Here is a 23805-nt window from a genome sequence, read left to right on the forward strand (position 1 = left end):
TTATCCGGTATTAGCCCCGGTTTCCCGGAGTTATCCCAGTCTTATGGGCAGGTTACCCACGTGTTACTCACCCGTCCGCCGCTAACTTCTTGAGAGCAAGCTCTCAATCCATTCGCTCGACTTGCATGTATTAGGCACGCCGCCAGCGTTCATCCTGAGCCAGGATCAAACTCTCCAATAAAGTTAGTTTGTCTAGCATCTAAAAATAAAAATTGACGTTTCACGTTGTTTGTTTCGTTCAGTTTTCAAAGAACTACGTTGTCGCTCACAAGCGACTTTATCAATATAACATTTTGTTATATTTTCGTCAACAACTTTTTTCAATAAGTTGTTTTTCGTTTGTTTTGCTTGTTACCTTTCGTGGCAACGGATATAAATATACCAGTTTAATTATTAAAATGCAATAGTTTTTCTAATAAAATTTTTAACTTAGTAAAAAAGTATAAAAACAGCACATTTCTTCTATATAAATATAATTTCTCGCACCATCAAGATCTATTATACCCACGCAACTCATACTCAAATAAAAAAAGCTTTGGAGAAATCTCCAAAGCTTAGTCTTGTTTATGACGCATAGCAGGGAATAATAATACATCACGAATAGATGGTGCATTTGTTAATAACATAACTAGACGATCAATACCGATTCCTAATCCACCCGTAGGAGGCATACCGTACTCAAGAGCTTCGATATAATCATCATCCATCATGTGAGCTTCGTCATTACCTTGCTCACGCTCTTTTAATTGAGCTTCAAAACGTTCTTTTTGATCAATTGGATCGTTTAACTCAGTGAATGCATTTGCATGTTCACGTGCAACGATAAATAACTCGAAACGATCTGTGAATCGTGGATCTTCGTCATTCTTTTTCGCAAGTGGCGAAATTTCTACCGGATGACCGTAAATAAATGTTGGTTGAATTAATTTATCTTCTACTTTTTGCTCGAAGAACTCATTAATGATATGACCAACTTCCATTGTATCCTTAATTTCTACATTATGTTCTTTTGCAAGCTCACGCGCTTCTTCTACACTCATCGGCGTCCAGAAATCCGCTCCAGAGTGTTGCTTAATTGCATCTACCATATGAAGACGTGTCCATTCTGGTTCTAGATTAATTTCATAATCACCATATTGGATCGTTGTTGTACCCAATACTTTTTTCGCAATATGAGCAACCATATTTTCTGTTAGTTTCATAATATCATTATAATCAGCGTACGCTTCATATAATTCAATCATCGTAAACTCAGGATTATGACGAGTTGATACACCCTCATTACGGAATACACGGCCGATCTCATAAACTTTTTCTAATCCGCCCACAATAAGACGTTTTAAATGAAGTTCAATTGCGATACGCATATATAATTCCATATCTAACGCATTATGATGCGTAGTGAAAGGACGAGCAGATGCTCCACCCGCAATCGCGTGCATCATAGGCGTTTCTACTTCAAGATAACCGTTGTCATCTAAATATCTTCTCATTTCACGAATGATTTTACTACGAGTAACAAATGTTTCACGACTTTCCATACTTGTAATTAAGTCTAAGTAACGTTGACGGTATCGTTGTTCAACATCTTTTAATCCATGGTATTTATCCGGTAATGGACGAAGAGATTTCGTTAAAAGCGTAAATCCTGTTGCTTTTACTGAAAGTTCTCCAACGTTTGTTTTGAACACTTTACCTTCAATACCTACTAAGTCACCTAAATCTGCTGTCGTAAATAACTCGTACTCTTCATCTCCAACAGTATCTTTACGAACGTAAATTTGAACTTGTCCGTGTAAATCTTGAATGTGTGCGAATCCAGCTTTTCCTTTACCGCGTTTTGTCATAATACGACCAGCGATAGAAACCGTGATTTCCTTCTCTTCTAATTCTTCTTTAGAGAATTCTCCATATAGACTTACTAAGTCGGTTGTTGAATTTGTGCGTTCAAATCGTTTACCGAACGGATCGATTCCTTGCTCACGTAAATTATGTAGCTTTTCACGACGAACAAGCAATTGGTCGTTTAATTCTTCGTGGTTCATGTTATCCATGATATTGATATCACTCCAGCTCTATTAATTTTTACAATATATACAGTATAGCATTTTCTACTCAACTAGAAAAACTGCCAGCAACTAACTGGCAGTTCTTCTTTCTTTCACGTAATTATAGGAAGTGTGTAGAAGAATGTCAATCTTCTCCGTCCTCCTTATTAACCAACGTAAATTGTTTGTTGTTTCGCCTCTACTTCTTCTACAAATGCACCTAATACATTCGCAAGGTCTTCACGCGTGTTGCAAGTATTGATACCATTACGCACACTCGCATTACCACGAACACCTTTTAAATACCAAGCCGCATGCTTTCTCATCTCTCTTACAGCAACATTTTCGTTCTTTAAATCGATAAGACGATCTAGATGCAACATACATACATCAATTTTCTCACGGACTGTTGGTTCCGGCATTAATTCACCTGTCTCTAAATACTTTACCGTACGATAAATCATCCATGGATCCCCAAGAGCTGCACGACCAATCATAACACCATCTACACCAATCTCATCAAGCATACGCTTCGCATCTTGCGGTGTTTCGACATCACCATTTCCGATAACCGGGATATTCACAGCTTGCTTTACTTGTTTAATGATATCCCAATCTGCTTTCCCTTCATACATTTGCACTCGCGTACGTCCGTGAACCGCCACAGCTTGTCCGCCAGCACGCTCAACAGCTCTAGCATTTTCTATTGCGAAAATATGTTCTTCATCCCAACCGATACGCATTTTAACCGTAACCGGCTTTTCAACAGCATCTACAACCGCTGCTACCATTTCGTATATTTTATTTGGATCTAGAAGCCACCTTGCCCCCGCATCACATTTAACGATTTTCGGTACTGGGCAACCCATATTAATATCAATAATGTCTGCTGTCGTATATTTATCTACGTATTTCGCAGCATCTACAAGCGTTTCTTTCTCTCCACCGAAAATTTGTAAACTTAATGGTTTTTCTCTCTCATCAATATATAACATATCTAATGTTCTTTTGTTATTCAGTAATATTGCCTTATCACTTACCATTTCAGCACAAACTAAACCTGCACCAAATTCTTTAACTGTTAAACGGAATGCAGAGTTACACACTCCCGCCATCGGTGCTAATACAACCGGATTTTTCATCTCAATATTTGCAATCTTTAACAATCAACCTACTCCTTCCTGCACAGTCACTTTGGCATTAATTCATCTATCGAAACATTTAACGCCTTAGCAACTTCTACTACAAAATCTTGAGAAGGCGATCGATTCCCTCTCTCAACTTCACCTAAAACAGATACTGATACCCCTAATTCTTTAGCAAAACCTTCTTGCGTGTAGCCTTTTAGCTTTCGAAAAGCACGAATGCGTCTTCCCCATTTTTCTGCTTCCATACCGTTACTCCCTCTCGCCTTTTCATTTCTTCTACTTGTGAACGTGAAATGTTTTGTTTTATATCTTGATTAATCTCTAACAACGGAACGATAACAAAAGCTCTTTCGAACATCCGCGGATGCGGAACAATAAGATTCTCTGCTTCAATATTCTCTTGATTATAAAGTAAAATGTCAAGGTCGATAGTCCTCGGCCCCCACCTAATTTCCCTTTTTCTTCCTAGGTCATTTTCTACTTTTTGTGTTACTTTCAATAATTCTTGCGGTGATAAATTGGTAGAAATTTTTATAACTAAATTTAAAAAACAACTTTGGTCAGTATAGCCAACTGGATCAGTTTCATACACTGACGAAACATCATCAACTTGAATATACGGACTTTTATTTAAAAACTGAATGGCTTCAGTTAAATACGTATAACGCTCTCCAATATTTGACCCTAATGCAATGTACGCTATATTATTCATGGACGTTCTCTCGTAATTTCTACTGCTACAGCGCGATAATGGCCCGGTATCGGCGGATCTGGTTTAATCACCTTAATTGTACACCGTGAAATACTTTTATATTGCTTTAATATATCTGCAGCAATATTTTCAGCGATACTCTCCACAAGCTTATACTTTCTATCCTCAACAACTTTTCTACATAATTCGAAAAGCTCTCCATAATTGACCGAATGCTCTAAGTCATCACTTTCCCCTGCACGCTTTAAATCCAACTCCACCGTTAAGTCAACTTTAAATCTCTGACCTAATCTATTCTCCTCTGGAAACACACCATGATAACCATAAAATTCCATATCGTGGATATAAATTTTATCCAATTACCTTACCCCCTTACCAATCATCGCATCCATCATTTTAGCCATACGCGCCATTTCTTTCACATCATGGACACGAACAAACTCACAGCCCTTTTCAATACCAAGACAAACAGTAGCTCCCGTTCCCTCAAGGCGTTCCTCTACTGGCAAATCTAATACGTGCCCAATAAAGGACTTTCTCGAAGTACCTAAGAGAACCGGATAACCTAGCACATTTAACTGTTCTAAATTACGCATCGCCTCTAAGTTCTGCTCCGGTGTTTTAGCAAAACCGATACCTGGATCTAAAATAATATTCTCATCTCGCACACCAGCATTTTTAGCAATTTTAATACTGTCATACAAATCAGCAATCATATCCGCCATTAAATTACGATAATTCATATTATCACGGTTATGCATTAAAATGATGGGTACATCATAATGGGCTGCGACTTCAGCAATTTTCGGCTCCGCCTTCGCCCCCCAAATATCATTAATAATATGAGCACCAGCCTCAATTGCTTGCTTTGCAACTTCAGCTTTATATGTATCGATAGATATAGGTAATTTTACTTCTTTTGAAACTGCTTGAATCATCGGGACGACTCGCTTTATTTCTTCTTCTACTGATACTTTAGCAAAACCTGGGCGAGTAGATTCGCCACCAATATCAATAATATGAGCACCTTCACCTTGCATTTCTTTTGCGTGACGTACCGCAGCATCTACCTCGTTGTAACTCCCACCATCAGAAAACGAATCTGGTGTTACATTTAAAATCCCCATAATTAATGTCTTTTCATTTAAATTCAATGTATATTCGCCGCAGCGTAAATCATAATCCCACTTCAAACTACACATCTCCTCTTCGTAATTCATTTCTGCTCCATAATTTCTCTCTTTGCATTCCATAAAGGTACATTAAACTTTTTGTAACCACTCCTACTTTACCCGGGAAATCCTGCGCTTCTATACGATAAAGCGGAACAATTTCTTGAATGGAGTTTGTTACGAAGACTTCATCCGCTGAAAGTAGCTCATCTTTTGTAAAGAAACCTTCCTTTACTTCTATATTTAATTCTTCAGCACTCTTTATAATAAACGCACGAGTGATACCATTTAAAATACCTGTCTCTAACGAAGGTGTATATAAAACATCACCTTTCACAAAAAATAGATTCGAAACAATACCCTCTGCAACATAACCTGCTTCAGTAAGGAAAATACCTTCCTTGCTCACAACATTTCCAATTTCACGCTTACCTAAAACATTATTTAAATAGTGATGAGACTTCAGGCGAAATGTCCCTTCCGGTGTATTTCGCACTTGTTTTAAAATAACACCTTCTTTTTCTACTACATCTCCTGGAGCTGTTAAAGGTTTTATAAAAACAATAACCGAAGGCTCTTCGTATATTTCCGTTTGTAATCCTATTTCATCTATACCTGCCGATACATTAAAACGTACATATGCATGCTTCAATTCATTCTTAGCGAGTAAATCTTTCAAAATAAGCATCACATCATTTTTTGTCATTGTCCATTTAATTTGCAATGTATCCAGCGCCTCTATTAAACGGTCATAATGATCATCCAATAAGAAAGGATGACCATTATAAATACGAAACGTTTCAAAAACTCCAAGACCATATAAATAACCATGATCATAAGGAGAAATTCTCGCTTCACTTGCTTCTACATACTGACCATTTACGTAAATTAACATAATGTCGCACTTGGACTGTATTTACGAATGAAATTCTGCAATAACTCTTTCCCATGAGAAGTCATAATAGATTCCGGATGGAATTGCACACCCTCTATCGGCAATGTCTTATGACGAAGTGCCATAATTTCCCCTTCCTCCGTCCAAGATGTTACCTCTAAGCAATCTGGTAACGTCTCTTTCTTAACAATAAGGGAATGATAGCGCGTCGCAGTAAACGGATTAGGAATATCCGAAAAAATCGTCTTTCCATCATGATGCATAAGCGAAGTTTTCCCATGCATTAATCGCTCTGCACGAACAACCTCTCCACCAAACACTTGTGCAATAGATTGATGCCCTAAACAAACTCCAAAAATCGGAACCTTCCCCGCGAAGTATTTAATAACTTCCATACTAATCCCCGCTTCATTAGGACTACATGGACCTGGAGAAATCATTAGAAAATCTGGTTTCATATTCTCGATATCTGAAATCGTCACTTCATCGTTACGTTTAACAACGAGCTCTTGTCCAAGTTCTCCAAGAAACTGCACTAAATTAAATGTAAAAGAATCATAATTATCAATCATTAATATCATTTCTCTCACCTAACCGTTTCTTCGCTACGTTCTTTTGCACGCCATAAAGCAATCGCCTTTTTTAACGACTCTTTATATTCATTTTCCGGATTTGAATCAATTACAATTCCCGCCCCCGCTTGTACATGAGCTTTTCCATCTTTAGCAAGAAGTGTTCTAATTACAATATTCAATTCTGTATCTCCAGAATAACCAATCCAACCGATTGAACCTGTATAAATCCCTCGGCGAACAGGTTCTAATTCCTCAATAATTTCCATTGTACGTATTTTCGGGGCACCAGTAATTGTTCCACCAGGGAATACAGCCTTCACTAAATCAAAAGCATCTTTATCTTCTTCCACCTCACCACGCACATTAGAAACAATATGCATAACATGTGAGTATTTCTCAATTACCATAAATTCATCTACTTCTACAGTGCCATATTTACAAACACGCCCTAAATCATTTCTTTCTAAATCCACAAGCATTACATGCTCTGCTCTTTCTTTTTCGTTCTCAATTAATTCTCTTGCTAATTCTTCATCCTCTTGCTCATCCGCGCCTCTAGATCTCGTTCCAGCAATTGGTCTTGTACTTACTTCAGTTCCTTGTTTCTTAATTAACAACTCTGGCGATCCACTAACAATTTGAAAATCCCCAAGCTCCAGGTAACCCATATATGGAGATGGATTAATTTCACGAAGACTTGTATAAATTTCTAGTGGATGCGTTTGTAAAGTTCTTTCTTGTCTCGTCGACAAGTTTACTTGGAACACATCACCCGCCCCAATATATTCTTGAATACATTCAACTGCCTTCATAAAGCCTGTTTCTGTAAAGGCAACCGCTTCGTTTTTCTTTTTAGGACGTTCAAACGGCATAGTCACTTCAGGCACTTCTGCCACCCAAAGATCCTTCCATTCATTTAAACGTTCTTCTGCTTCTGCATGCTTATCTACATAATGTGTAATAATCCACAATAGCTTTTCTTTTTGATCATAGACAAACACATCGTCAAATAATAAAAAGTATATATCGGGTATATTCAGATCATCCTCTGCAAGAGAAGGGAGTTTTTCGATATAACGGATACAATCATAACTAAAGTAGCCAATTGCACCACCTTGAAAAGGCGGGTACTCTGGATTGTAGTCTGTTTTCCATTTCTCCATATATTCTTGCATTAAATCTAATGGATTCCCTCTTTTTATTGTTTCCTTACCGCTTTCACTTATATGTAACTTTTCACCCTTCCCTTGGATTACCGATACCGGGTTTAAACCCACTATGTTATAACGACCGCCACGTCCACTTTCCAGCAAAATATGTTGCGGCTTATCCTGAGAAAGAAATTTATATTGCTTAAAGAAATCTAACTGATATGGAATAGAAAGCGCTAAAGATTTTCTTCGTTGCATATCAACACCCCGTCTTCTTTTATCCCACCCTCTTAGATGAACCAGCTCCAACTACATAAGTTATTTATATAGAGATTGATTATACTCGAAGGCTAGTGAAAATAATTTAATTATACTACCTCTTATTTTACATGAAGTTTTCTAGTCATTCACTCTTTTCCTATTTCCAATCCAAAAAGAAAAAGCATCCTTTTTCAAGGATGCTTTTTCAATCGCATTTAATTATGATTCAAATTGATAAAGTGGTGTACTTAAATAACGTTCACCGTTACTCGGGATAATAACAAGTACCTTTTTCCCTTTACCTAACTTTTTCGCAACTTCTGTTGCTGCATAAATAACTGCGCCTGAAGAGATACCAACTAAAATACCTTCCTCTTTAGCCACTCTTCTCGCATATTCAAATGCTTGCTCTGTTTTCACTTGAATAATTTCATCATATACTTCTACATCCAACGTCTCCGGAACAAATCCCGCCCCAATTCCTTGGATTTTATGTGGACCTGGTTTCCCACCAGATAATACTGGTGAATCTGCAGGTTCTACTGCATAAATTTTAATATCTTTATACGCTTCCTTCAGCACTTCACCAGCACCAGTAATCGTTCCACCTGTACCAATACCTGCAATAAACGCATCTAATTGGTCGCCCATTTGTTCAATAATTTCTGGACCTGTTGTTAAACGGTGAATTTCTGGATTTGATTGGTTTTTGAACTGTTGTGGTATAAAGTAGCCATGCTCTTTCGCTAATTCAGTCGCTTTACGAATTGCTCCACCCATCCCTTCAGGACCTGGAGTCAATACTAATTCAGCACCGTAAGCACGTAATAAATTACGACGCTCAATACTCATTGTTTCTGGCATTACTAAAATTGCATTATATCCTTTAGCAGCCGCTACCATCGCTAAACCAATCCCTGTGTTACCACTTGTTGGCTCAATGATTGTATCGCCCTCTTTTAACAATCCCTTTTTTTCAGCATCTTCAATCATAGCTAGTGCAATACGATCTTTAACGCTACTCCCTGGATTCATAAATTCTAGTTTTAAGTATATATCTGCGCTGTCTGATTCTACGATGCGGTTCAACTTAACGATCGGCGTTTTCCCGATTAATTCTGAAACTGATTGTGCCACTCGCATTCCTGTCACTCCTAACACCGAGTATTTTTATTGGTTTTATCTATATTTAGATTTTGTCAGAAAATTCCCTGTTTGTCAATCTATTCGGAGGGTTAATCCCCTTATTACAAATTCTCAATTAAATTTGTAATATCTTCTTTAGAGAACTTGTATCGTTCATTACAGAAATGACAATGAACTTCTGTTTCTTCTTCTTCTTCACGAATTTGCTCTAACTCTGTTTTACCTAAACTAATTAACACACTCTCAATACGTTCACGTGAGCACGTACAATTAAATTGAACATCCATTGTTTCTAATACTTTTACTTTATCTTCTCCAAGGACTGCATATAGTAGCTCTTCTGGAGAAAGACCTTGTTCGATCAATGTTGATACAGGCGGGATTTTTTGCAAACGATCTTCAATGAATGAAATTGTTTCTTCCTGTGCGCCCGGCATAATTTGAAGGATAAATCCACCCGCCGCTAATACGCTGTCATCTCCATTTACAAGTACACCCACACCAACAGAAGAAGGCGTCTGCTCAGAAACTGCGAAATAATACGTGAAATCTTCCCCTAGTTCTCCCGAAACGATTGGAGATTGACCGATAAACGGCTCACGCATACCAATATCTTTAATTACTGTTACAAACCCTTCTGTACCTACAGCTTGATATACACGTAATTTCCCTTGTTCCGTTCCTTCAAAATCAACATGTGGATTCGTTACGTAGCCACGTACATCCCCATTTGCATGAGCATCTACTAAGATAGGGCCAATCGGACCATTACCTTCTACCTTAATCGTTAACTTTTGATCACCTTTTAACATCGCACCCATCATTGTACCTGCAGTTAAAGAACGACCAAGTGCCGCCGAAGCTGTCCTCCATGTATCATGACGTCTTTGTGCCTCACTTACTGTATTCGTTGTACGTACACTATACGCACGTACTTCTCCATCAAACGCTAACGCTTTTACTAAATAATCTTTCATACTTATTTATTCACCTTTCTCATGCTGTAAATTTGCATTACGCTCATATAACATATACAAGCCTTTTAACGTTAAAAATGGATCTACAATATCAATTACATTCGATTCTTCTGAAATTAATTTCGCCAATCCACCTGTTGCAATAACTTTCGGTTCTTGTTTAGCTTCTTCTTTCATACGCTTAACAATACCTTCCACTTGTCCTACATAACCATAAAGAATACCTGATTGCATCGCACTTACTGTATTCTTCCCAACAACACTGCTCGGTTTTGTAATTTCAATACGAGGAAGTTTTGCTGCCCTACTATATAAAGCCTCTGCTGAAATCATAATTCCTGGCGTAATAACTCCACCCATATAATGCTTTTCTTCATTAATATAACAATATGTAGTAGCCGTACCAAAATCAACAATAATAAGTGGACTTCCATACAATTGGATTCCCGCTACTGCATTTACAATTCGATCTGCGCCTACTTCACGTGGATTTTCATATTTAATATTTAGCCCCGTTTTTATTCCAGGCCCTACTACAAGCGGTTTAATTTTAAAATATTTTTCACACATACGTTCTAAAGCGAACATAATTGGTGGTACGACTGAAGACACAATAATACCTTTCACATCTTCAAACGAAAGACCCTCATGATCAAGTAACTGTTTTACAAGCATTCCATATTCATCTTCTGTCTTATGACGATCTGTTTCCATGCGCCAATGCTGACGAAGTTCCCCCTCTTCAAACACGCCTAGTACAGCATTTGTGTTCCCTACATCCAATACAAAAATCATATTCTCACCACTTATCTTATTTAATCTATATTTGTGTAGTATGTATAAAACTTATAAAAACATCATATCACACATACTTATATAATCAGCTTTCCTATCCTCATCATTTTACAAAAAGATTGCTCTCTATTTCAATTTTTAATACTAGTTTTACTTAAATTACTTTATCCACTAAGCCCTTAATAGTAATTAACAAAAATCTTAACAAACAAAAAAGGAGTGACGATAGTCACTCCTTCATTTCTTACTTATCTTCTTTATCTTCATCGTCTTTCTTCATATTGATGTTTACTTTCACATCATCTGAAGATGTTGGACGCTCAGGTAATCTGCCATAATCATATAAATGATTAATTTGCTCTGCGTCTAATGTTTCTACTTCAAGTAACGTTTTCGCGATAATATCAAGCTTATCTCGTTTTTCAGTAAGAATATGTTTCGCACGAGCATAACATTCTTTAATAATTGTTTGCATTTCCACATCAATTTCATGTGCGATTGCATCACTGTAGTTTTGTTCTGAATGGAAGTCTCTTCCTAAGAATACCTGACCACCTTGTGAGCTACCAAATTGCATCGGTCCAAGCTTATCACTCATACCGAATTCCGTAACCATACGTCTTGCAATACCAGTTGCACGTTGGAAATCGTTGTGAGCACCTGTACTTGCTTCACCAAATACAATCTCCTCAGCTACTCGACCACCAAGTAAACCAGTGATTTTATCAAGTAACTCTGGCTTTGTCATGAAGTAACGATCTTCCTTCGGAAGCATTACCGCATATCCACCAGCCTGACCACGAGGGACAATTGTTACTTTATGAACGACATCAGCTTCATCAAGAACAACACCAATTACAGTATGGCCTGCTTCATGGAAAGCAACGATATTACGTTCTTTTTCAGAGATAACACGACTTTTCTTAGCTGGACCTGCAATAACACGATCCGTTGCTTCATCGATATCACTCATATCAATCTTCTTCTTATCTCGACGTGCAGCTACTAAAGCAGCTTCGTTTAATAAGTTTTCAAGATCCGCACCAGAGAATCCTGGTGTACGAGTCGCAATTGCTCTTAAATTAATATGCTCATCAAGCGGTTTATTACGCGCATGTACTTTCAGTACAGCTTCACGGCCATTTACATCTGGACGATCTACTGTAATTTGACGGTCAAAACGACCTGGACGTAATAACGCTGGGTCAAGAATGTCTGGACGGTTTGTCGCAGCAATGATAATAATACCTTCGTTTGCACCGAATCCATCCATTTCAACAAGTAACTGGTTCAATGTTTGCTCACGCTCATCATGACCACCACCAAGACCTGCGCCACGTTGACGACCTACTGCATCAATTTCATCAATGAAAATGATACAAGGAGCATTTTTCTTTGCATTTTCAAATAAATCACGTACACGTGATGCACCGACACCGACAAACATCTCTACAAAGTCAGAACCACTGATAGAGAAGAATGGAACGCCAGCCTCACCTGCAACAGCACGTGCTAATAAAGTTTTACCTGTACCTGGAGGTCCAACTAATAGGACACCCTTCGGAATACGGGCACCAACTTCAGAAAACTTACGAGGGTCTTTTAAGAATTCAACTACCTCGACAAGTTCTTGTTTCTCTTCATCCGCCCCAGCAACATCTCTGAAACGAACTTTTTTCTTTTCATCATTATATAACTTCGCCTTACTTTTCCCGAAGTTCATAACACGGCTACCGCCGCCTTGAGCCTGGTTTAATAAGAAGAAGAATAAAATGAAGATGATGACAAACGGAATGATTGAAGTAAAGAATGTTACCCAAGCACTTGTTTCTTCTGCTGGTTGATACTTAACTTCGGCACCTTTCGCTTTATCATTGATTTTCTTTTGTAATTCCTCAGTATTTGGTGCATAAGTAACAAATTGTTCTCCTTGGCTAGAGTTATTGAATTGTCCTTTTACCTCAAATACACCATTTTTCGGTTGAAGTTGCACATTACGCACTTCACCGCTTTCTAGTTTAGTAATGAATTTGTCGTAGCTAACTGATGTCGTTTTTTGTGTCGAACCATTAAAATAGCTCACGATTCCAATTACTACTAAGAATATCAGTAAATAAAAGATGGTATTACGGAAGATACGATTCATTCCTAACCTCCTCTCACGGCATAAACACTATAGTAAATCGTAACATAGAAAAACTTTCCTATACAATTGTAAAGCCTGTATTTAATTAATTTGAGTAAACGCTTGGTTTTAATACGCCTACATAAGGAAGATTACGGTACTGCTCTTTATAATCTAATCCATATCCTACTACAAATTCATGTGGAACAGTAAATCCAACATAATCCGCTTTCAGATCAACCTTACGGCCTGTTGGCTTATCTAATAATGTAACAATTTTTACAGACTTCGCTTTACGATATTTGAATAAGTCTACTAAGTAGCTTAGTGTAAGACCACTATCAATAATATCTTCGACGATTAAAATATCGCGACCTTCTACAGAAGTATCAAGATCTTTTAAAATTTTCACTTCGCCTGTTGAAACTGTAGAGTGACCATAACTAGATACAGCCATAAAATCCATTTCAAGATATGTATCTGTTCTCTTTAATAAATCTGCCATAAATGGCATTGCGCCTTTTAATACACCAATTGCAAGAGGTACTGTGTTTTTATAATCCTCTGCAATAACTGCACCTAGTTCGCGCACCTTTTCTTGTATTTGTTCTTCAGAAATTAATACTTTTTCGATATCTTGATTCATCATTTCATTATCCTCCCGGAAGACTCCTTGCTTTTGTAGTGAATAATCATATATTTACCCTTCTTTGCCATCTCTTTCGAAATTGCAAATGCAGATCGCTTCAACAAGGGTACCCAAATAATGTTCCCACTTGCATCACAAACGACCGGCCATTCTTCTCTTTTTTCTTTTGGTACTTTCGCTTCGATAAAAATAGCTTTTATCTTTTTCGTGCCATCCATACCTTGTATTGACATGCGATCTCCATTTTCCCTAGAACGAATACGAAGTGGATATGATATATCATTATACTTAGCAACAAATACTGTTTCATTCATGTTACTTGGTATATCTTCGCTCACCTCTGTTACAAATTCATCCCCGTTCAATAGTGTAATGGTCCCGGGTACTGATAAATCTTGCAAAAAAGGAGAGACAATTTCTTGTTTAAATCTAAAGCTACACTCCTCGTATGTGCGAACAATTTTCAAATCACCTGGAAAATCAAGTGAACCTGAAGGTTGTGTCCGCTTAAAAAACTCAATCACCTTGTCAATATGTATAGAAGAAAGAGAAGATGGAATCTTATATTCATAAAGATAGTTTAATATTAGTTGAATCCCTCTTCTTTGTAAAGGCATAGACATGGATTCAAAGGCAGGAATTGATAAGCTAATTTGTTTATCACTTTTTTTTGTAATTACTTTATTCATTTTCTCAAAAGCTAATTCCTGCAAATAAGCCTCATCCTCTTGCATCTGCACGCTAAATTTTTGGAATTTCTCATGCATTTGTGGATTTTCTTCTTTTAAGTGAGGAAGGACATATTTACGTAATCGATTCCTTGTATATACTTCCTTTTTATTACTCGGATCTATACGTGGAATTAAATTTAGCTTATTACAGTAATCAACAATTTCTTCCTTCGTTACCCCAAGTAACGGCCTAATTAAATATCCATTATGAAAAGGACGCTTCACTGCAATTCCTGCATATCCTTTCGGAGTACTCCCTCTTACAAGACGCATTAAAATTGTCTCGACTTGATCATCTCCATGATGTCCAAGAGCAACATATCTTGCATCATATTTCTTCATTATTCTTTCCAAAAATGCATATCTGCATTCTCTAGCAGCAACCTGTGCATTCATTCCGTATTGCTGTTGATATTGTGATACATTAATCCTTATCGTTTCACAAATAATTCCTAGTTCTTCACAAAGGTCCTGCACAAACTGTAAATCCTCATGAGATTCATCACCTCTAAACATATGATCTACATGAGCTACTACAATTTCCAACTGTTTTTCCGCTCTTTTTTCTAATAAATAATATAAAAGGGCTAACGAGTCAGGACCACCAGAAACTCCCACAACAATTGTTGAATCATTCTTTAATACATCATGCTGCTTTACAAAGTCATCTACTTTTTCAACAAATGTATCTTTCAACTTCGCAATCACCTTTCATTAAACAAGAACAGCAACGTTAGTTACCTTGTCTATAATGGTACAACTTTTACAAACATTGTGCAAAAAAAAGATATACAAAAATTACATTTTTATCTTACATCCTCCGTGTATATTCATAAAATCAATAACATTACCTTTTCCCACAAAAAAACCTAGGTATTCACCTAGGTTTTTAAAATCAAATTATAGATAAACATTCCACTTATATTTTACTGCGCCTGCATTCCTACAATCGGAATCGTAGCCCACTTCGGCATATTTTTCTTCACTTTTGCCACCACAATAGTCATATCATCATTTATATAACCATCACAAGAGCGAATCACTTCTTCCATAATGATATCAGCAATTTCTTGCGGGTCTTCGGTTTGCAATTCTTTAATTTTCCGCTTCATCCATAATTCATGATTCTCTACATGCTGCGCGCCCTCAAAAATCCCATCGCTCATCATAATAAGGATATCGCCCGTTTTTAATTGTTCACCCACCACATCAACTTCAACATCTTCGATGATTCCCATCGGCAAATTACTTGCTTCAATTTTCAAAATATTATTCGCGCGTTTAACAAAACTCGGGGTTGATCCAATCTTTAAAAACCTAGCACTCGCATCCCGCAAATCTACCATAGCTAAATCTAATGTTGTAAACATCTCTTCTGTCGTTCTCAAAGAAAGAATTGAATTGATAGACTTAATAGCTATTTCTTCATCAATACCCGATTGGAGTATTTTTTGTAATAATTTCACCGTTTCCTTACTTTCCATATGAGCTCTTTGCCCATTACCCATACCATCACTAATCGCAAGTGCGTATTTACCAACACTTAAATCCATCATCGCATAAGAGTCACCCGAAACAAACCCACCGCCTTTTGCGGCTGTAGCCAATCCTGTATCAAGAGAATACGTCTTCGCCGAACCAAATGATATTAAACTGTGGCCATTCGGATAAGAAGACTTTTCTTCATGTTTAACGACAATATTTTCTTTAAGGATATCCGAAAGCATCGGTGCAACTAACTTTTCACATTCACCATGTTCATTAGATGCAACTGGAATCAACATTTCAATATCAATACTTCCTCTATCTAAACAATAAATATCAACATGCTCTACTTCGACACCAAAATCACGGAACGCTTGCATAATCTGCTCTTCCTGCACTTGATGATTTTCACGCTCTCGTTGTATCTCCTTAGCAAAATCTTCCATAACCTTTGATACACCTAATAGTTGCTCCGCTACTATTCTACGATTTTCCTTCATTTGTTTTCGCAATTTTTGCCCCTCATAGAAGTGATCTAATTCACCCGCTACTAAATCCGTCACTTTTTTCCCTCTCACACAATGCTTATCCCACTCACGAACTAATTTACGATTATGTTGCAGGGTTCCTTCTTCCGTTTCATTCATTATTTGTTTCATATAATCGTACGTTTTATCGAAATTCACTACCCAGCATTGATCCTTTTTAAAGCACGTTTGACATGTTTTCGCAGTAATTGTACTCAAAAACAAATCTGCTTCTGTCTCTTTATCTTCTTCCTCTACATACCCATATACAGAAAAACTATTAGATAAAGCAGCAAATACATTTGCGAATTGGTTGATTTTGTTCGCTGTAACATCACGCATCCTTCTTAAATATTGTTGTTGATCTTGCGAATGCTCTTGTGTACCTGGCATAAATTTAGCAATACGATCCAAAACAAGCTTTGGCGTTAATAAGAAGATAGCAATCGCTACACCTGACTCAATTAAAGTTGTTACAATATTTGTCTGCTTGTCTACATATAATGTAATTAAGCTTGTCCCTATTAATAAACCTAAACTAACACCTAAACGCTTCCCTTCTTTTAACAACCCACCAAGTAATCCAGAAAAAGCGAGAAGGCTAAGCTGAGACAAACTAGACACATTTGCTAAACTTAATATCAATCCTGTTACGACCCCCACTGTAGATCCTGTAGCAGCACCCGCAATAAATGCAAATACTAGTACTAAATACCTTGTAAAAATATGTTGAATAGAAGCATCATATACAAACCAATCTGTTGTACCCGTTAAAACAGATGCTAGTAATATAATCAAACAAACAATTTCTTCCGTCTCTAACGCCTGTTGCTTTCCTTTCCTTTCCACTAAAAGCGGGACACTTTGTAAAAATATCATAGTTAATACGAAACTAAGCCCAGCCTCAATGGTACTAACGAGTAAATCGTACATGGTGACAGTTTGTTGCGCAAAATATACAACAACTAAGTGTGCGGTTAATGCGGAGATAAATACTTGAAATGGAACAAGTCCAACGGTTTTACGTGTAAATCTACTAAAGAAGATATTATAAATGAAGAAAGTAAAGATAGATGCAAAAGTAAAAAACAAATTATCTATCGAGACTGAAAGAGCTCCTCCCATTAGAGCTAAAAATGCTAGCGGCATCTTATCCCGCTTCATAACATAAACAGCAGCAAAAAACGGTAGTGCAAACGGTAAAATATTTGTTAATATATATGCTCTTCCCAAAAGAAAACCAATAACAACAATAATAAATCCCCATCTAAAGAAAACTTGTTCGAATTTCATTCGCAACTTACTCGTCCACTTTATTCCTCCAAGCTGACTCTCATTCATTGCCAATGCACTTGTATTCATAGTATTCCTTCCTGCTTTAGGCATATTTTTAACACCACCTGCATAGTTTAATTACTGTCATTATAAAAGATGATTGTTGGGATTTTTGTCAAAACAACAGTTTTCACTTTTATAATCGTTCGACTTTTTATTCGAAATAACTCTACAGATATACACGGTATGTAAGTTATCCTTGATTTTTTAATTAAATATTCAGAAAATATAGGGTGATTTTGTAGAAGTGTTGTATGTCTTAATCCATTTAACAAAAAAAGATCATGCAAATTTGCATGATCTTTTTAGATGACCCGTACGGGATTCGAACCCGTGTTACCGCCGTGAAAGGGCGGTGTCTTAACCACTTGACCAACGGGCCGTTAAAATAAATATAGCGGCGGAGGGGATCGAACCCCCGACCTCACGGGTATGAACCGTACGCTCTAGCCAGCTGAGCTACACCGCCATGTCGTCGTATTTAACGGACAATTAGTATCTTACATCAGATATTATTTAAAGTCAACACATCTTGAAAACTTTTTTAAAATATATTTTCACATATAAAAAAGCACCCTGAGCCATCACTCTGGGTACCTCTCTATATGTTAAAAACTAAACGGCCTTATTATCCGCGACGTGCGCCACGGCCACCACGTTTAGACTCTGTGTTACGCTTTAAAGAAGTTAAACGATCTTCGCTATCCTTTAAGAAGCGCGCCATCTTTTGCTCAAATGTTTCTTTTGGAGCTCGGTCGTTACCGCCACCACGATTATCTCTGTTGAAAGAGCGATTATTACGTTGTGGACGTCCAGAACGTTGTTGATCACCACCGCGTTGGTATTCACCACGTGGACGATCTCCTTCTGTTTTTTCACGTTCTTTCGCTTTTTTGATAGATAAACCAATCTTTCCATCTTTTTCAACATTAATAACTTTTACTTCTACTTGGTCGCCCACTTTTAAGTGATCGTTAATATCTTTTACATAGTTATCAGCAACTTCACTAATATGAACAAGACCAGTTAAGCCTTCTGGCAGCTCCACAAAAGCCCCAAAATTTGTAATACCTGTTACTTTACCCTGTAACTTGCTGCCTACCTCGATTGACATAAAAAAAATGCTCCTCCTTAGTGGTTAAAAAGTCAAATTTTACTTTATTATATATAATCCTAAAATATAGTGTCAATAAGACATACTCTACTTCGAAACAGGAAAAATTATCTCCCCTTTACCAGAGAAGAAATAATCCCTTCTAGCAATCTTTAATACGTACTCTTCATCATTTAACTTTTGAACTTCGTCTTTTAGACTTTTTTCTTTATTCGTTAATGAATCCAGTTCTTTTTTCATGTCCTTAACTTTTGCTTCTTTTGCTTTAATGGAACTGTTTTGTTGATAAAACGTTACACTAATACTCGCAATAATTGTAAAAGTAAAGACAAGAAAAACCGCTAAACGGCGATAAAGTCGCTTCCTGTTCTCATCCGTTTGTATTATATGCTCTTTAACAGGATTTGGACTCTGTTTTTCGATTGTTCTTTGTCTCAGTTCCCTCATTTCCGAGGTCCCCCTAACTTCTTTTTTATACGCTCCCATATTTGGAAGATATGTCCCTTCAATTTTGCTATATATTGCAGGAACCCTATATGTTTCACTATAAAAAGTTTAACACGATTAGGGAGAAGTTTCCATATGAGCGAAGCAATAAATCGAACAGGCCAGAAAAAAACTTTCCATATGAAAAGTAATATCCAAATCACAATTTTCCATAACACATGTCCAATTGAAAGCAGTATACGAAATAAGAATAATATAAATGCAATAAATAGCTGCGCTATAATAATAACAGGTTTTATCATGAGTAGCTGTATAATTCGAACAAAAAAATATGTTGTTTGCATAAAAATATAGATGAGAAAATTTAACAGCTTCATGTATAGTGCTTTCAGTAAGCTTTGATATGCCGCAAAACCACATAACAATGCCAAAAACACATATATACGTAGTTCAGCTTCATTTACGAGAAGCAATACATAAAAGACGAATAATGCTTGGACAATCCAAAATAATATATCTTGTATAAATACAAGCCAACGTTTACGTTCTTGGCGCTTTAAAAAACGTTGATATGTATCTAAAGACGCTCCAATCCAAGCACCCATTCCAATCATTGAAAGCATTGTATACAACTGAATTGTTAGACTCATTTAAACAACTTACTAAAGAAACCTTTAGTTTTTTCCCCTTGATTTTCATCAATATACAGCATCTCATTAACTTTCCCTTTAATCGACACAATACCTTTTTCTACATCTAAATTTTTCATTTGTAAATTTTGACCACGAATCGTTAAAAAACCCATTACGGTCTCTAGCAAAAACTCTTCGCTATCAAAACTCTCTACCTGCTTCACACCGGTAATATCAATTATACGCCTGCCACGCATAATAATGTCATGTTCTACAGAAACATTTTGTTGATTAGAAGACGTAGGTGAGTAACCATTATTCACGTAAATCCCCCCATAGGTTTTTACTAGCTAATAGTAATGTATGAGGGGATACATGATTTTAGAACAAGCCTTCTTCCGCTTTTACTTTTTCTTCACGAACTAAGCTATACATATTTGCTGCATCTTCTTTTTTAGTTGTTTCTTTCAATTCATTTATTTTTACAGTCACTATTTTTTGACCAAAACGAATTGTTAATTCATCAGCTACTTTCACATCAGAACTCGCTTTTGCCACTTGACCATTAATAGATATTCTTCCTTGATCAGCTACTTCTTTCGCTAATGTTCTTCTTTTTATTAAACGTGACACTTTTAAAAACTTATCTAGACGCATATCAAATCCCCCTATTAACGCTCTGTTTGTTTCGCTTCTTCCCATAAAACATCTAACTGTTCTAATGATAAATCTTCCATCTCTTTATTCATTTCAGCTACTTTTGCCTCCATGTATAAAAAACGACCAGTAAATTTCTCATTAGTTGAACGTAACGCCTCTTCTGGATCTATTTTGTAATGACGGGCTATATTAACAAATGCAAATAGTAAATCACCAAACTCACCTAGCATCTTTTCCTCATCCATGTTTGTAACTTCTTGTTGGAACTCTTGCCATTCTTCCAAAGCTTTCTCTATCATCGGCTGCACATCAACCCAATCAAATCCAACCTTACCAGCTTTCTTCTGAATTTCAAAGGCGCGTAGTAACTGCGGCAAACTTTTAGGAACGCCATTTAAAACAGATTCTTTCACGAATCCTTTTTCTTGTTTTTTAATTTCTTCCCAATTGGCAATCACTTCATCAGCATTGTTTACATCCGTATTTCCAAATACATGTGGATGACGACGAACCATTTTTTCAGATAGAGTTCGAATGATATCATCTATAGAGAACCAACCTTCATCTTCTCCGATTTGAGCATGAAGCATAACTTGTAATAATATATCACCTAATTCTTCTACTAAGTGATCATCATCCTCTTCATCAATTGCTTCCAACACCTCATAAGCTTCCTCAATTAAATATTTCTTTAATGATTGATGCGTTTGCTTTTTATCCCACGGACAACCATTTGGACCACGCAGGTCTGCAATAATTTCTCTAAGAACATCAAACTGTTGATACAAGGACGCACGCTCCTGAACAGGTGGCACGTACACACTTGTTAAATTATTCAATTCCGTTTCATGATCTAACATGTACAACGGTACCTTCTTTACTTGTTCAAATGAAGTTCCTGCAGCTGTTACGATATACACTTCATAATCATCTGGCAACATCTCCATTAATGTTAATTTCACATCAGATGCAACGAATGCATCATATACTTGGCAAAAGATTAAATGTTGACGTAATTCTAATTGCCCTCTTTCAAATGATGTAGCATCAAGTAATTGAAATCCTTCAATCGGATCAATTTTTAGGCTTGCAAACATAGGATCAAGGAAACTTTGTCCACCCTCAATTCGCACTTCAACATTTGAAACGTCTCCTTTTTCCAACAATAGCTGAACTGTTCTTTCTGCTACAAGTGGATGCCCCGGAACCGCATAGATAATTTCTGTACCTTCAGCTTGTTCTAGCAATTTATTCGCAATTGTTTCATATACAATTTCAAACGTATCATGTGCTTCATATACAGCATCAAAAGCCGTATATTGTATGCCTTCTTTCTCCAATTCTTCTATAACTGGATGTTCCTTCGTTCTAACAAACAGATGATCTGCTTCTTTTATTTTTCGATATACACCCATCGTTAGCTGATCTAATTCACCAGCACCTAAACCTAAAACAGTAATGATTCCACTCACAACCTGTCACCTCTATCCACTCTTCTTCAATGAACCTTCTTTTTTCTCTTGTTTCATAACAGTTCCTAATTCTTTTTTTGTAAATACACGTAATTTTAAAATAAAAAACATATATGTCAATCCGCCGATGGCTACACCTAACAACGCTTCAAGCGTCGCGCTCGCTCTATGTTCCGTATCAATTACTAATCCAGACATCTGCAACACACGCGTGAACATCATTAATACAAACCCCATACAGATACCACTAATTACTACACCTAACATATTTCGCTTATTGATAAGTGACACTGATACAGCTCTCATAAGCAACAAACTATTTAGTCCAGAAATTATGATTAACGCACATAAAGTCGCTAAGGCTGCCCCTTTCACACCAAAATAAGGCATGAATATATAATTTAACGCTAACTTTAAGCAACCTCCAAATACAACAAATAATGCTGGCTTAAATGTTTGTCCCAACCCTTGTAAAATAGAAGCCGTCGTAATTGACAATGAACTAAATAAAATAGATAAAGATAAAATAGATAAAACATCTGATCCATCACTATTTTCAAACAACATAATATTCGTAGGTTGAATAATACAAGTTAGTCCAATAGCTGCTGCAAATCCAATAACAAATGTTATTTTCATTGCTAACTTTACCTTTTCTTGAATAAAGGAAAGATCTCCTCTTTCTTTCGCCGCTGTAATAATTGGAATAAGTGATAACGAGAAAGAAGTCGTCACAACAGTACCTAATTGCATTAGCGGAATACTTCTATCATAAACACCCTTTAATACTTTTGCACTTTCAGTCTGTTCTCCCGCACCAATAAGTAAAGTGTACAAGGACATTGAATCAGCCATCTGTATAAAAATAAGCACTAAATTACTAACACAAATCGCTAACCCCTGCCAAAAAAGGATTTTAATTATCTTCCTTTTACCCTTAATTCTCGCTACACGTTTAAAAAATATGGAACGAAAATCTCGACGCATATACAACATAAGTACAATAATCCCAATAAGTCCACCCGCAATTGAGCCTAACATAGCCCCTGCACCAACTGTATATAAATCAAATCTGTGAGCAATTAGGAATAGCGATAAAAATACAATAATAGAAACTCGAATTGTTTGTTCTATTACTTGCGAAACAGCCGTTGGCATCATATTATTGAACCCTTGAAAATACCCTCTTGCTACAGACAAAAACGGCATCAATAAGAACGAAAATGAAATAACACGTAGCAACTTATCTAAGTGCATATCGCCCATAGCTATCGCGATTGTTTCGGCCCCAAAAAACAATGTAAAGAAACCTATAAAACCAATTCCTAATAAAAACCAAAAAGATACACAAATAATTTCTTCTGCTTCTCTCTGTTTTCCCCACTCTAGTCGTTCTGCAACCATTTTTGAAATGATAACAGGAAACCCATAAGTAGCTAAAATTAAACAAAATCCATAAAACGGGTAAATTTGTTGGTAAATATAAAAACCAATATCCCCTGCTATATTTTGATATGGAATACGGTAAAAAGCGCTTAATACTTTTGTAACAAAACTTGCAATCGTTAATATAATAGCCCCACGCCAAAAGGCTTGATACTTCTTCGCTTCCATACAAGAAAACTCCTTTTTCTATTCTCACCTCTCATATTATATCATAAAGAAAAGTACAAAATCCCTTACCACCACGGGTAATACTAGGTCCCTACACGTTAAAAATATTCAACGAAAAAAGGTAGCAAAGCGCT

Annotated in this window: 23 protein-coding genes, 2 tRNA genes and 1 rRNA gene; all 26 read right to left on the minus strand. The window is 36.7% G+C overall.

All coding sequences use genetic code 11. From position 1 onward, the window contains the following. Window positions 1-181, minus strand: a 16S ribosomal RNA gene (locus tag ACO6VI_RS24790); the annotation flags it as partial. Window positions 182-554: 373 nt separating this feature from the next. Then, window positions 555-2054: a lysine--tRNA ligase gene (gene lysS / locus ACO6VI_RS24795; protein ID WP_000369686.1), complete on the minus strand. Its 1500-nt coding sequence runs from the start codon at window positions 2052-2054 to the stop codon at window positions 555-557. Between the two features lie 161 nt (window positions 2055-2215). Beyond that, complete coding sequence (gene dusB, locus ACO6VI_RS24800) at window positions 2216-3214, minus strand: tRNA dihydrouridine synthase DusB (RefSeq protein WP_000912249.1); 999 nt, start codon at window positions 3212-3214, stop codon at window positions 2216-2218. A gap of 23 nt (window positions 3215-3237) precedes the next feature. Next, on the minus strand, window positions 3238-3441 hold the full coding sequence (locus tag ACO6VI_RS24805) for a helix-turn-helix domain-containing protein (protein WP_000387030.1): 204 nt from the start codon (window positions 3439-3441) through the stop codon (window positions 3238-3240). Next, entirely contained in the window at window positions 3393-3908 is a 516-nt protein-coding gene (folK, locus tag ACO6VI_RS24810; protein WP_001059456.1) for a 2-amino-4-hydroxy-6-hydroxymethyldihydropteridine diphosphokinase, read from the minus strand. The genes ACO6VI_RS24805 and folK overlap by 49 nt, the downstream gene beginning before the upstream one ends. Next, complete coding sequence (gene folB / locus ACO6VI_RS24815) at window positions 3905-4267, minus strand: dihydroneopterin aldolase (protein ID WP_000358070.1); 363 nt, start codon at window positions 4265-4267, stop codon at window positions 3905-3907. Before folB ends, folK begins: the two co-directional genes overlap by 4 nt. Continuing rightward, the gene (gene folP / locus ACO6VI_RS24820; protein WP_002103948.1) at window positions 4268-5128 is read right to left on the minus strand and encodes a dihydropteroate synthase; all 861 of its coding nucleotides are present in this window, start codon (window positions 5126-5128) and stop codon (window positions 4268-4270) included. It lies immediately after the preceding gene. Next, on the minus strand, window positions 5103-5975 hold the full coding sequence (pabC, locus tag ACO6VI_RS24825; RefSeq protein WP_422424325.1) for an aminodeoxychorismate lyase: 873 nt from the start codon (window positions 5973-5975) through the stop codon (window positions 5103-5105). The genes folP and pabC overlap by 26 nt, the downstream gene beginning before the upstream one ends. Continuing rightward, the gene (gene pabA, locus ACO6VI_RS24830; RefSeq protein ID WP_063546187.1) at window positions 5969-6556 is read right to left on the minus strand and encodes an aminodeoxychorismate/anthranilate synthase component II; all 588 of its coding nucleotides are present in this window, start codon (window positions 6554-6556) and stop codon (window positions 5969-5971) included. The genes pabC and pabA overlap by 7 nt, the downstream gene beginning before the upstream one ends. Before the next feature lie 5 nt (window positions 6557-6561). Continuing rightward, a complete protein-coding gene (gene pabB / locus ACO6VI_RS24835; RefSeq protein ID WP_001189713.1) occupies window positions 6562-7959 on the minus strand; it encodes an aminodeoxychorismate synthase component I in 1398 nt (465 codons plus the stop codon). 222 nt (window positions 7960-8181) lie between these two features. Continuing rightward, window positions 8182-9105 carry a cysteine synthase A gene (cysK, locus tag ACO6VI_RS24840; protein WP_001261712.1) on the minus strand — a complete coding sequence of 308 codons (924 nt, stop codon included), beginning with the start codon at window positions 9103-9105 and terminating at the stop codon, window positions 8182-8184. 104 nt (window positions 9106-9209) lie between these two features. Then, window positions 9210-10085, minus strand: coding sequence for a redox-regulated molecular chaperone HslO (gene hslO, locus ACO6VI_RS24845; protein WP_000656367.1), 876 nt, complete (start codon window positions 10083-10085; stop codon window positions 9210-9212). A 6-nt stretch (window positions 10086-10091) separates the two neighbouring features. Then, entirely contained in the window at window positions 10092-10880 is a 789-nt protein-coding gene (locus ACO6VI_RS24850; RefSeq protein WP_000578365.1) for a type III pantothenate kinase, read from the minus strand. Window positions 10881-11124: 244 nt separating this feature from the next. Then, the gene (gene ftsH / locus ACO6VI_RS24855; RefSeq protein WP_001079669.1) at window positions 11125-13026 is read right to left on the minus strand and encodes an ATP-dependent zinc metalloprotease FtsH; all 1902 of its coding nucleotides are present in this window, start codon (window positions 13024-13026) and stop codon (window positions 11125-11127) included. 85 nt (window positions 13027-13111) lie between these two features. Continuing rightward, window positions 13112-13654 (minus strand): hypoxanthine phosphoribosyltransferase, encoded by a 543-nt coding sequence (gene hpt, locus ACO6VI_RS24860; protein ID WP_000981846.1) that lies wholly within the window; start codon window positions 13652-13654, stop codon window positions 13112-13114. Next, complete coding sequence (gene tilS / locus ACO6VI_RS24865; protein WP_000655457.1) at window positions 13651-15081, minus strand: tRNA lysidine(34) synthetase TilS; 1431 nt, start codon at window positions 15079-15081, stop codon at window positions 13651-13653. Before tilS ends, hpt begins: the two co-directional genes overlap by 4 nt. Window positions 15082-15311: 230 nt before the next feature. Beyond that, a complete protein-coding gene (gene spoIIE / locus ACO6VI_RS24870; protein WP_001123550.1) occupies window positions 15312-17783 on the minus strand; it encodes a stage II sporulation protein E in 2472 nt (823 codons plus the stop codon). 259 nt (window positions 17784-18042) lie between these two features. Beyond that, window positions 18043-18114: transfer RNA gene (locus tag ACO6VI_RS24875), tRNA-Glu, on the minus strand. A 13-nt stretch (window positions 18115-18127) separates the two neighbouring features. Beyond that, window positions 18128-18201, minus strand: a tRNA-Met gene (locus ACO6VI_RS24880). A gap of 159 nt (window positions 18202-18360) precedes the next feature. Beyond that, window positions 18361-18846, minus strand: coding sequence for a S1 domain-containing RNA-binding protein (locus ACO6VI_RS24885; protein ID WP_000021451.1), 486 nt, complete (start codon window positions 18844-18846; stop codon window positions 18361-18363). Window positions 18847-18933: 87 nt separating this feature from the next. Then, complete coding sequence (gene divIC, locus ACO6VI_RS24890) at window positions 18934-19293, minus strand: cell division protein DivIC (protein WP_001208739.1); 360 nt, start codon at window positions 19291-19293, stop codon at window positions 18934-18936. Beyond that, a complete protein-coding gene (gene yabQ / locus ACO6VI_RS24895; protein ID WP_000059781.1) occupies window positions 19290-19943 on the minus strand; it encodes a spore cortex biosynthesis protein YabQ in 654 nt (217 codons plus the stop codon). The genes divIC and yabQ overlap by 4 nt, the downstream gene beginning before the upstream one ends. Beyond that, the gene (gene yabP, locus ACO6VI_RS24900; RefSeq protein WP_001059104.1) at window positions 19940-20248 is read right to left on the minus strand and encodes a sporulation protein YabP; all 309 of its coding nucleotides are present in this window, start codon (window positions 20246-20248) and stop codon (window positions 19940-19942) included. Before yabP ends, yabQ begins: the two co-directional genes overlap by 4 nt. A 58-nt stretch (window positions 20249-20306) precedes the next feature. Continuing rightward, a complete protein-coding gene (locus ACO6VI_RS24905) occupies window positions 20307-20582 on the minus strand; it encodes an RNA-binding S4 domain-containing protein (protein ID WP_001234876.1) in 276 nt (91 codons plus the stop codon). Between the two features lie 14 nt (window positions 20583-20596). After that, window positions 20597-22057, minus strand: a complete 1461-nt coding sequence (gene mazG, locus ACO6VI_RS24910; protein ID WP_000014278.1) for a nucleoside triphosphate pyrophosphohydrolase — start codon at window positions 22055-22057, stop codon at window positions 20597-20599. Between the two features lie 12 nt (window positions 22058-22069). Next, window positions 22070-23671, minus strand: coding sequence for a putative polysaccharide biosynthesis protein (locus ACO6VI_RS24915; RefSeq protein WP_088019998.1), 1602 nt, complete (start codon window positions 23669-23671; stop codon window positions 22070-22072). Window positions 23672-23805 lie beyond the last annotated feature (134 nt).

This window comes from Bacillus sp. PSXD-155, assembly GCF_049310765.1.
Lineage (GTDB): Bacteria > Bacillota > Bacilli > Bacillales > Bacillaceae_G > Bacillus_A > Bacillus_A cereus.

Bases quoted from the DNA above. Each gene is read 5' to 3' on its own strand.
- ftsH (WP_001079669.1), bottom strand. From the start codon at position 13,026: ATGAATCGTATCTTCCGTAATACCATCTTTTATTTACTGATATTCTTA.
- ACO6VI_RS24805 (WP_000387030.1), bottom strand. From the start codon at position 3,441: ATGGAAGCAGAAAAATGGGGAAGACGCATTCGTGCTTTTCGAAAGCTA.
- pabB (WP_001189713.1), bottom strand. From the start codon at position 7,959: ATGCAACGAAGAAAATCTTTAGCGCTTTCTATTCCATATCAGTTAGAT.
- spoIIE (WP_001123550.1), bottom strand. From the start codon at position 17,783: ATGCCTAAAGCAGGAAGGAATACTATGAATACAAGTGCATTGGCAATG.
- cysK (WP_001261712.1), bottom strand. From the start codon at position 9,105: ATGCGAGTGGCACAATCAGTTTCAGAATTAATCGGGAAAACGCCGATC.
- yabQ (WP_000059781.1), bottom strand. From the start codon at position 19,943: ATGAGTCTAACAATTCAGTTGTATACAATGCTTTCAATGATTGGAATG.
- pabC (WP_422424325.1), bottom strand. From the start codon at position 5,975: ATGTTAATTTACGTAAATGGTCAGTATGTAGAAGCAAGTGAAGCGAGA.
- ACO6VI_RS24905 (WP_001234876.1), bottom strand. From the start codon at position 20,582: ATGCGTCTAGATAAGTTTTTAAAAGTGTCACGTTTAATAAAAAGAAGA.
- folP (WP_002103948.1), bottom strand. From the start codon at position 5,128: ATGAATTACGAAGAGGAGATGTGTAGTTTGAAGTGGGATTATGATTTA.
- ACO6VI_RS24915 (WP_088019998.1), bottom strand. From the start codon at position 23,671: ATGGAAGCGAAGAAGTATCAAGCCTTTTGGCGTGGGGCTATTATATTA.
- pabA (WP_063546187.1), bottom strand. From the start codon at position 6,556: ATGATATTAATGATTGATAATTATGATTCTTTTACATTTAATTTAGTG.
- folK (WP_001059456.1), bottom strand. From the start codon at position 3,908: ATGAATAATATAGCGTACATTGCATTAGGGTCAAATATTGGAGAGCGT.
- hslO (WP_000656367.1), bottom strand. From the start codon at position 10,085: ATGAAAGATTATTTAGTAAAAGCGTTAGCGTTTGATGGAGAAGTACGT.
- ACO6VI_RS24885 (WP_000021451.1), bottom strand. From the start codon at position 18,846: ATGTCAATCGAGGTAGGCAGCAAGTTACAGGGTAAAGTAACAGGTATT.
- lysS (WP_000369686.1), bottom strand. From the start codon at position 2,054: ATGGATAACATGAACCACGAAGAATTAAACGACCAATTGCTTGTTCGT.
- ACO6VI_RS24850 (WP_000578365.1), bottom strand. From the start codon at position 10,880: ATGATTTTTGTATTGGATGTAGGGAACACAAATGCTGTACTAGGCGTG.
- divIC (WP_001208739.1), bottom strand. From the start codon at position 19,293: ATGAGGGAACTGAGACAAAGAACAATCGAAAAACAGAGTCCAAATCCT.
- hpt (WP_000981846.1), bottom strand. From the start codon at position 13,654: ATGATGAATCAAGATATCGAAAAAGTATTAATTTCTGAAGAACAAATA.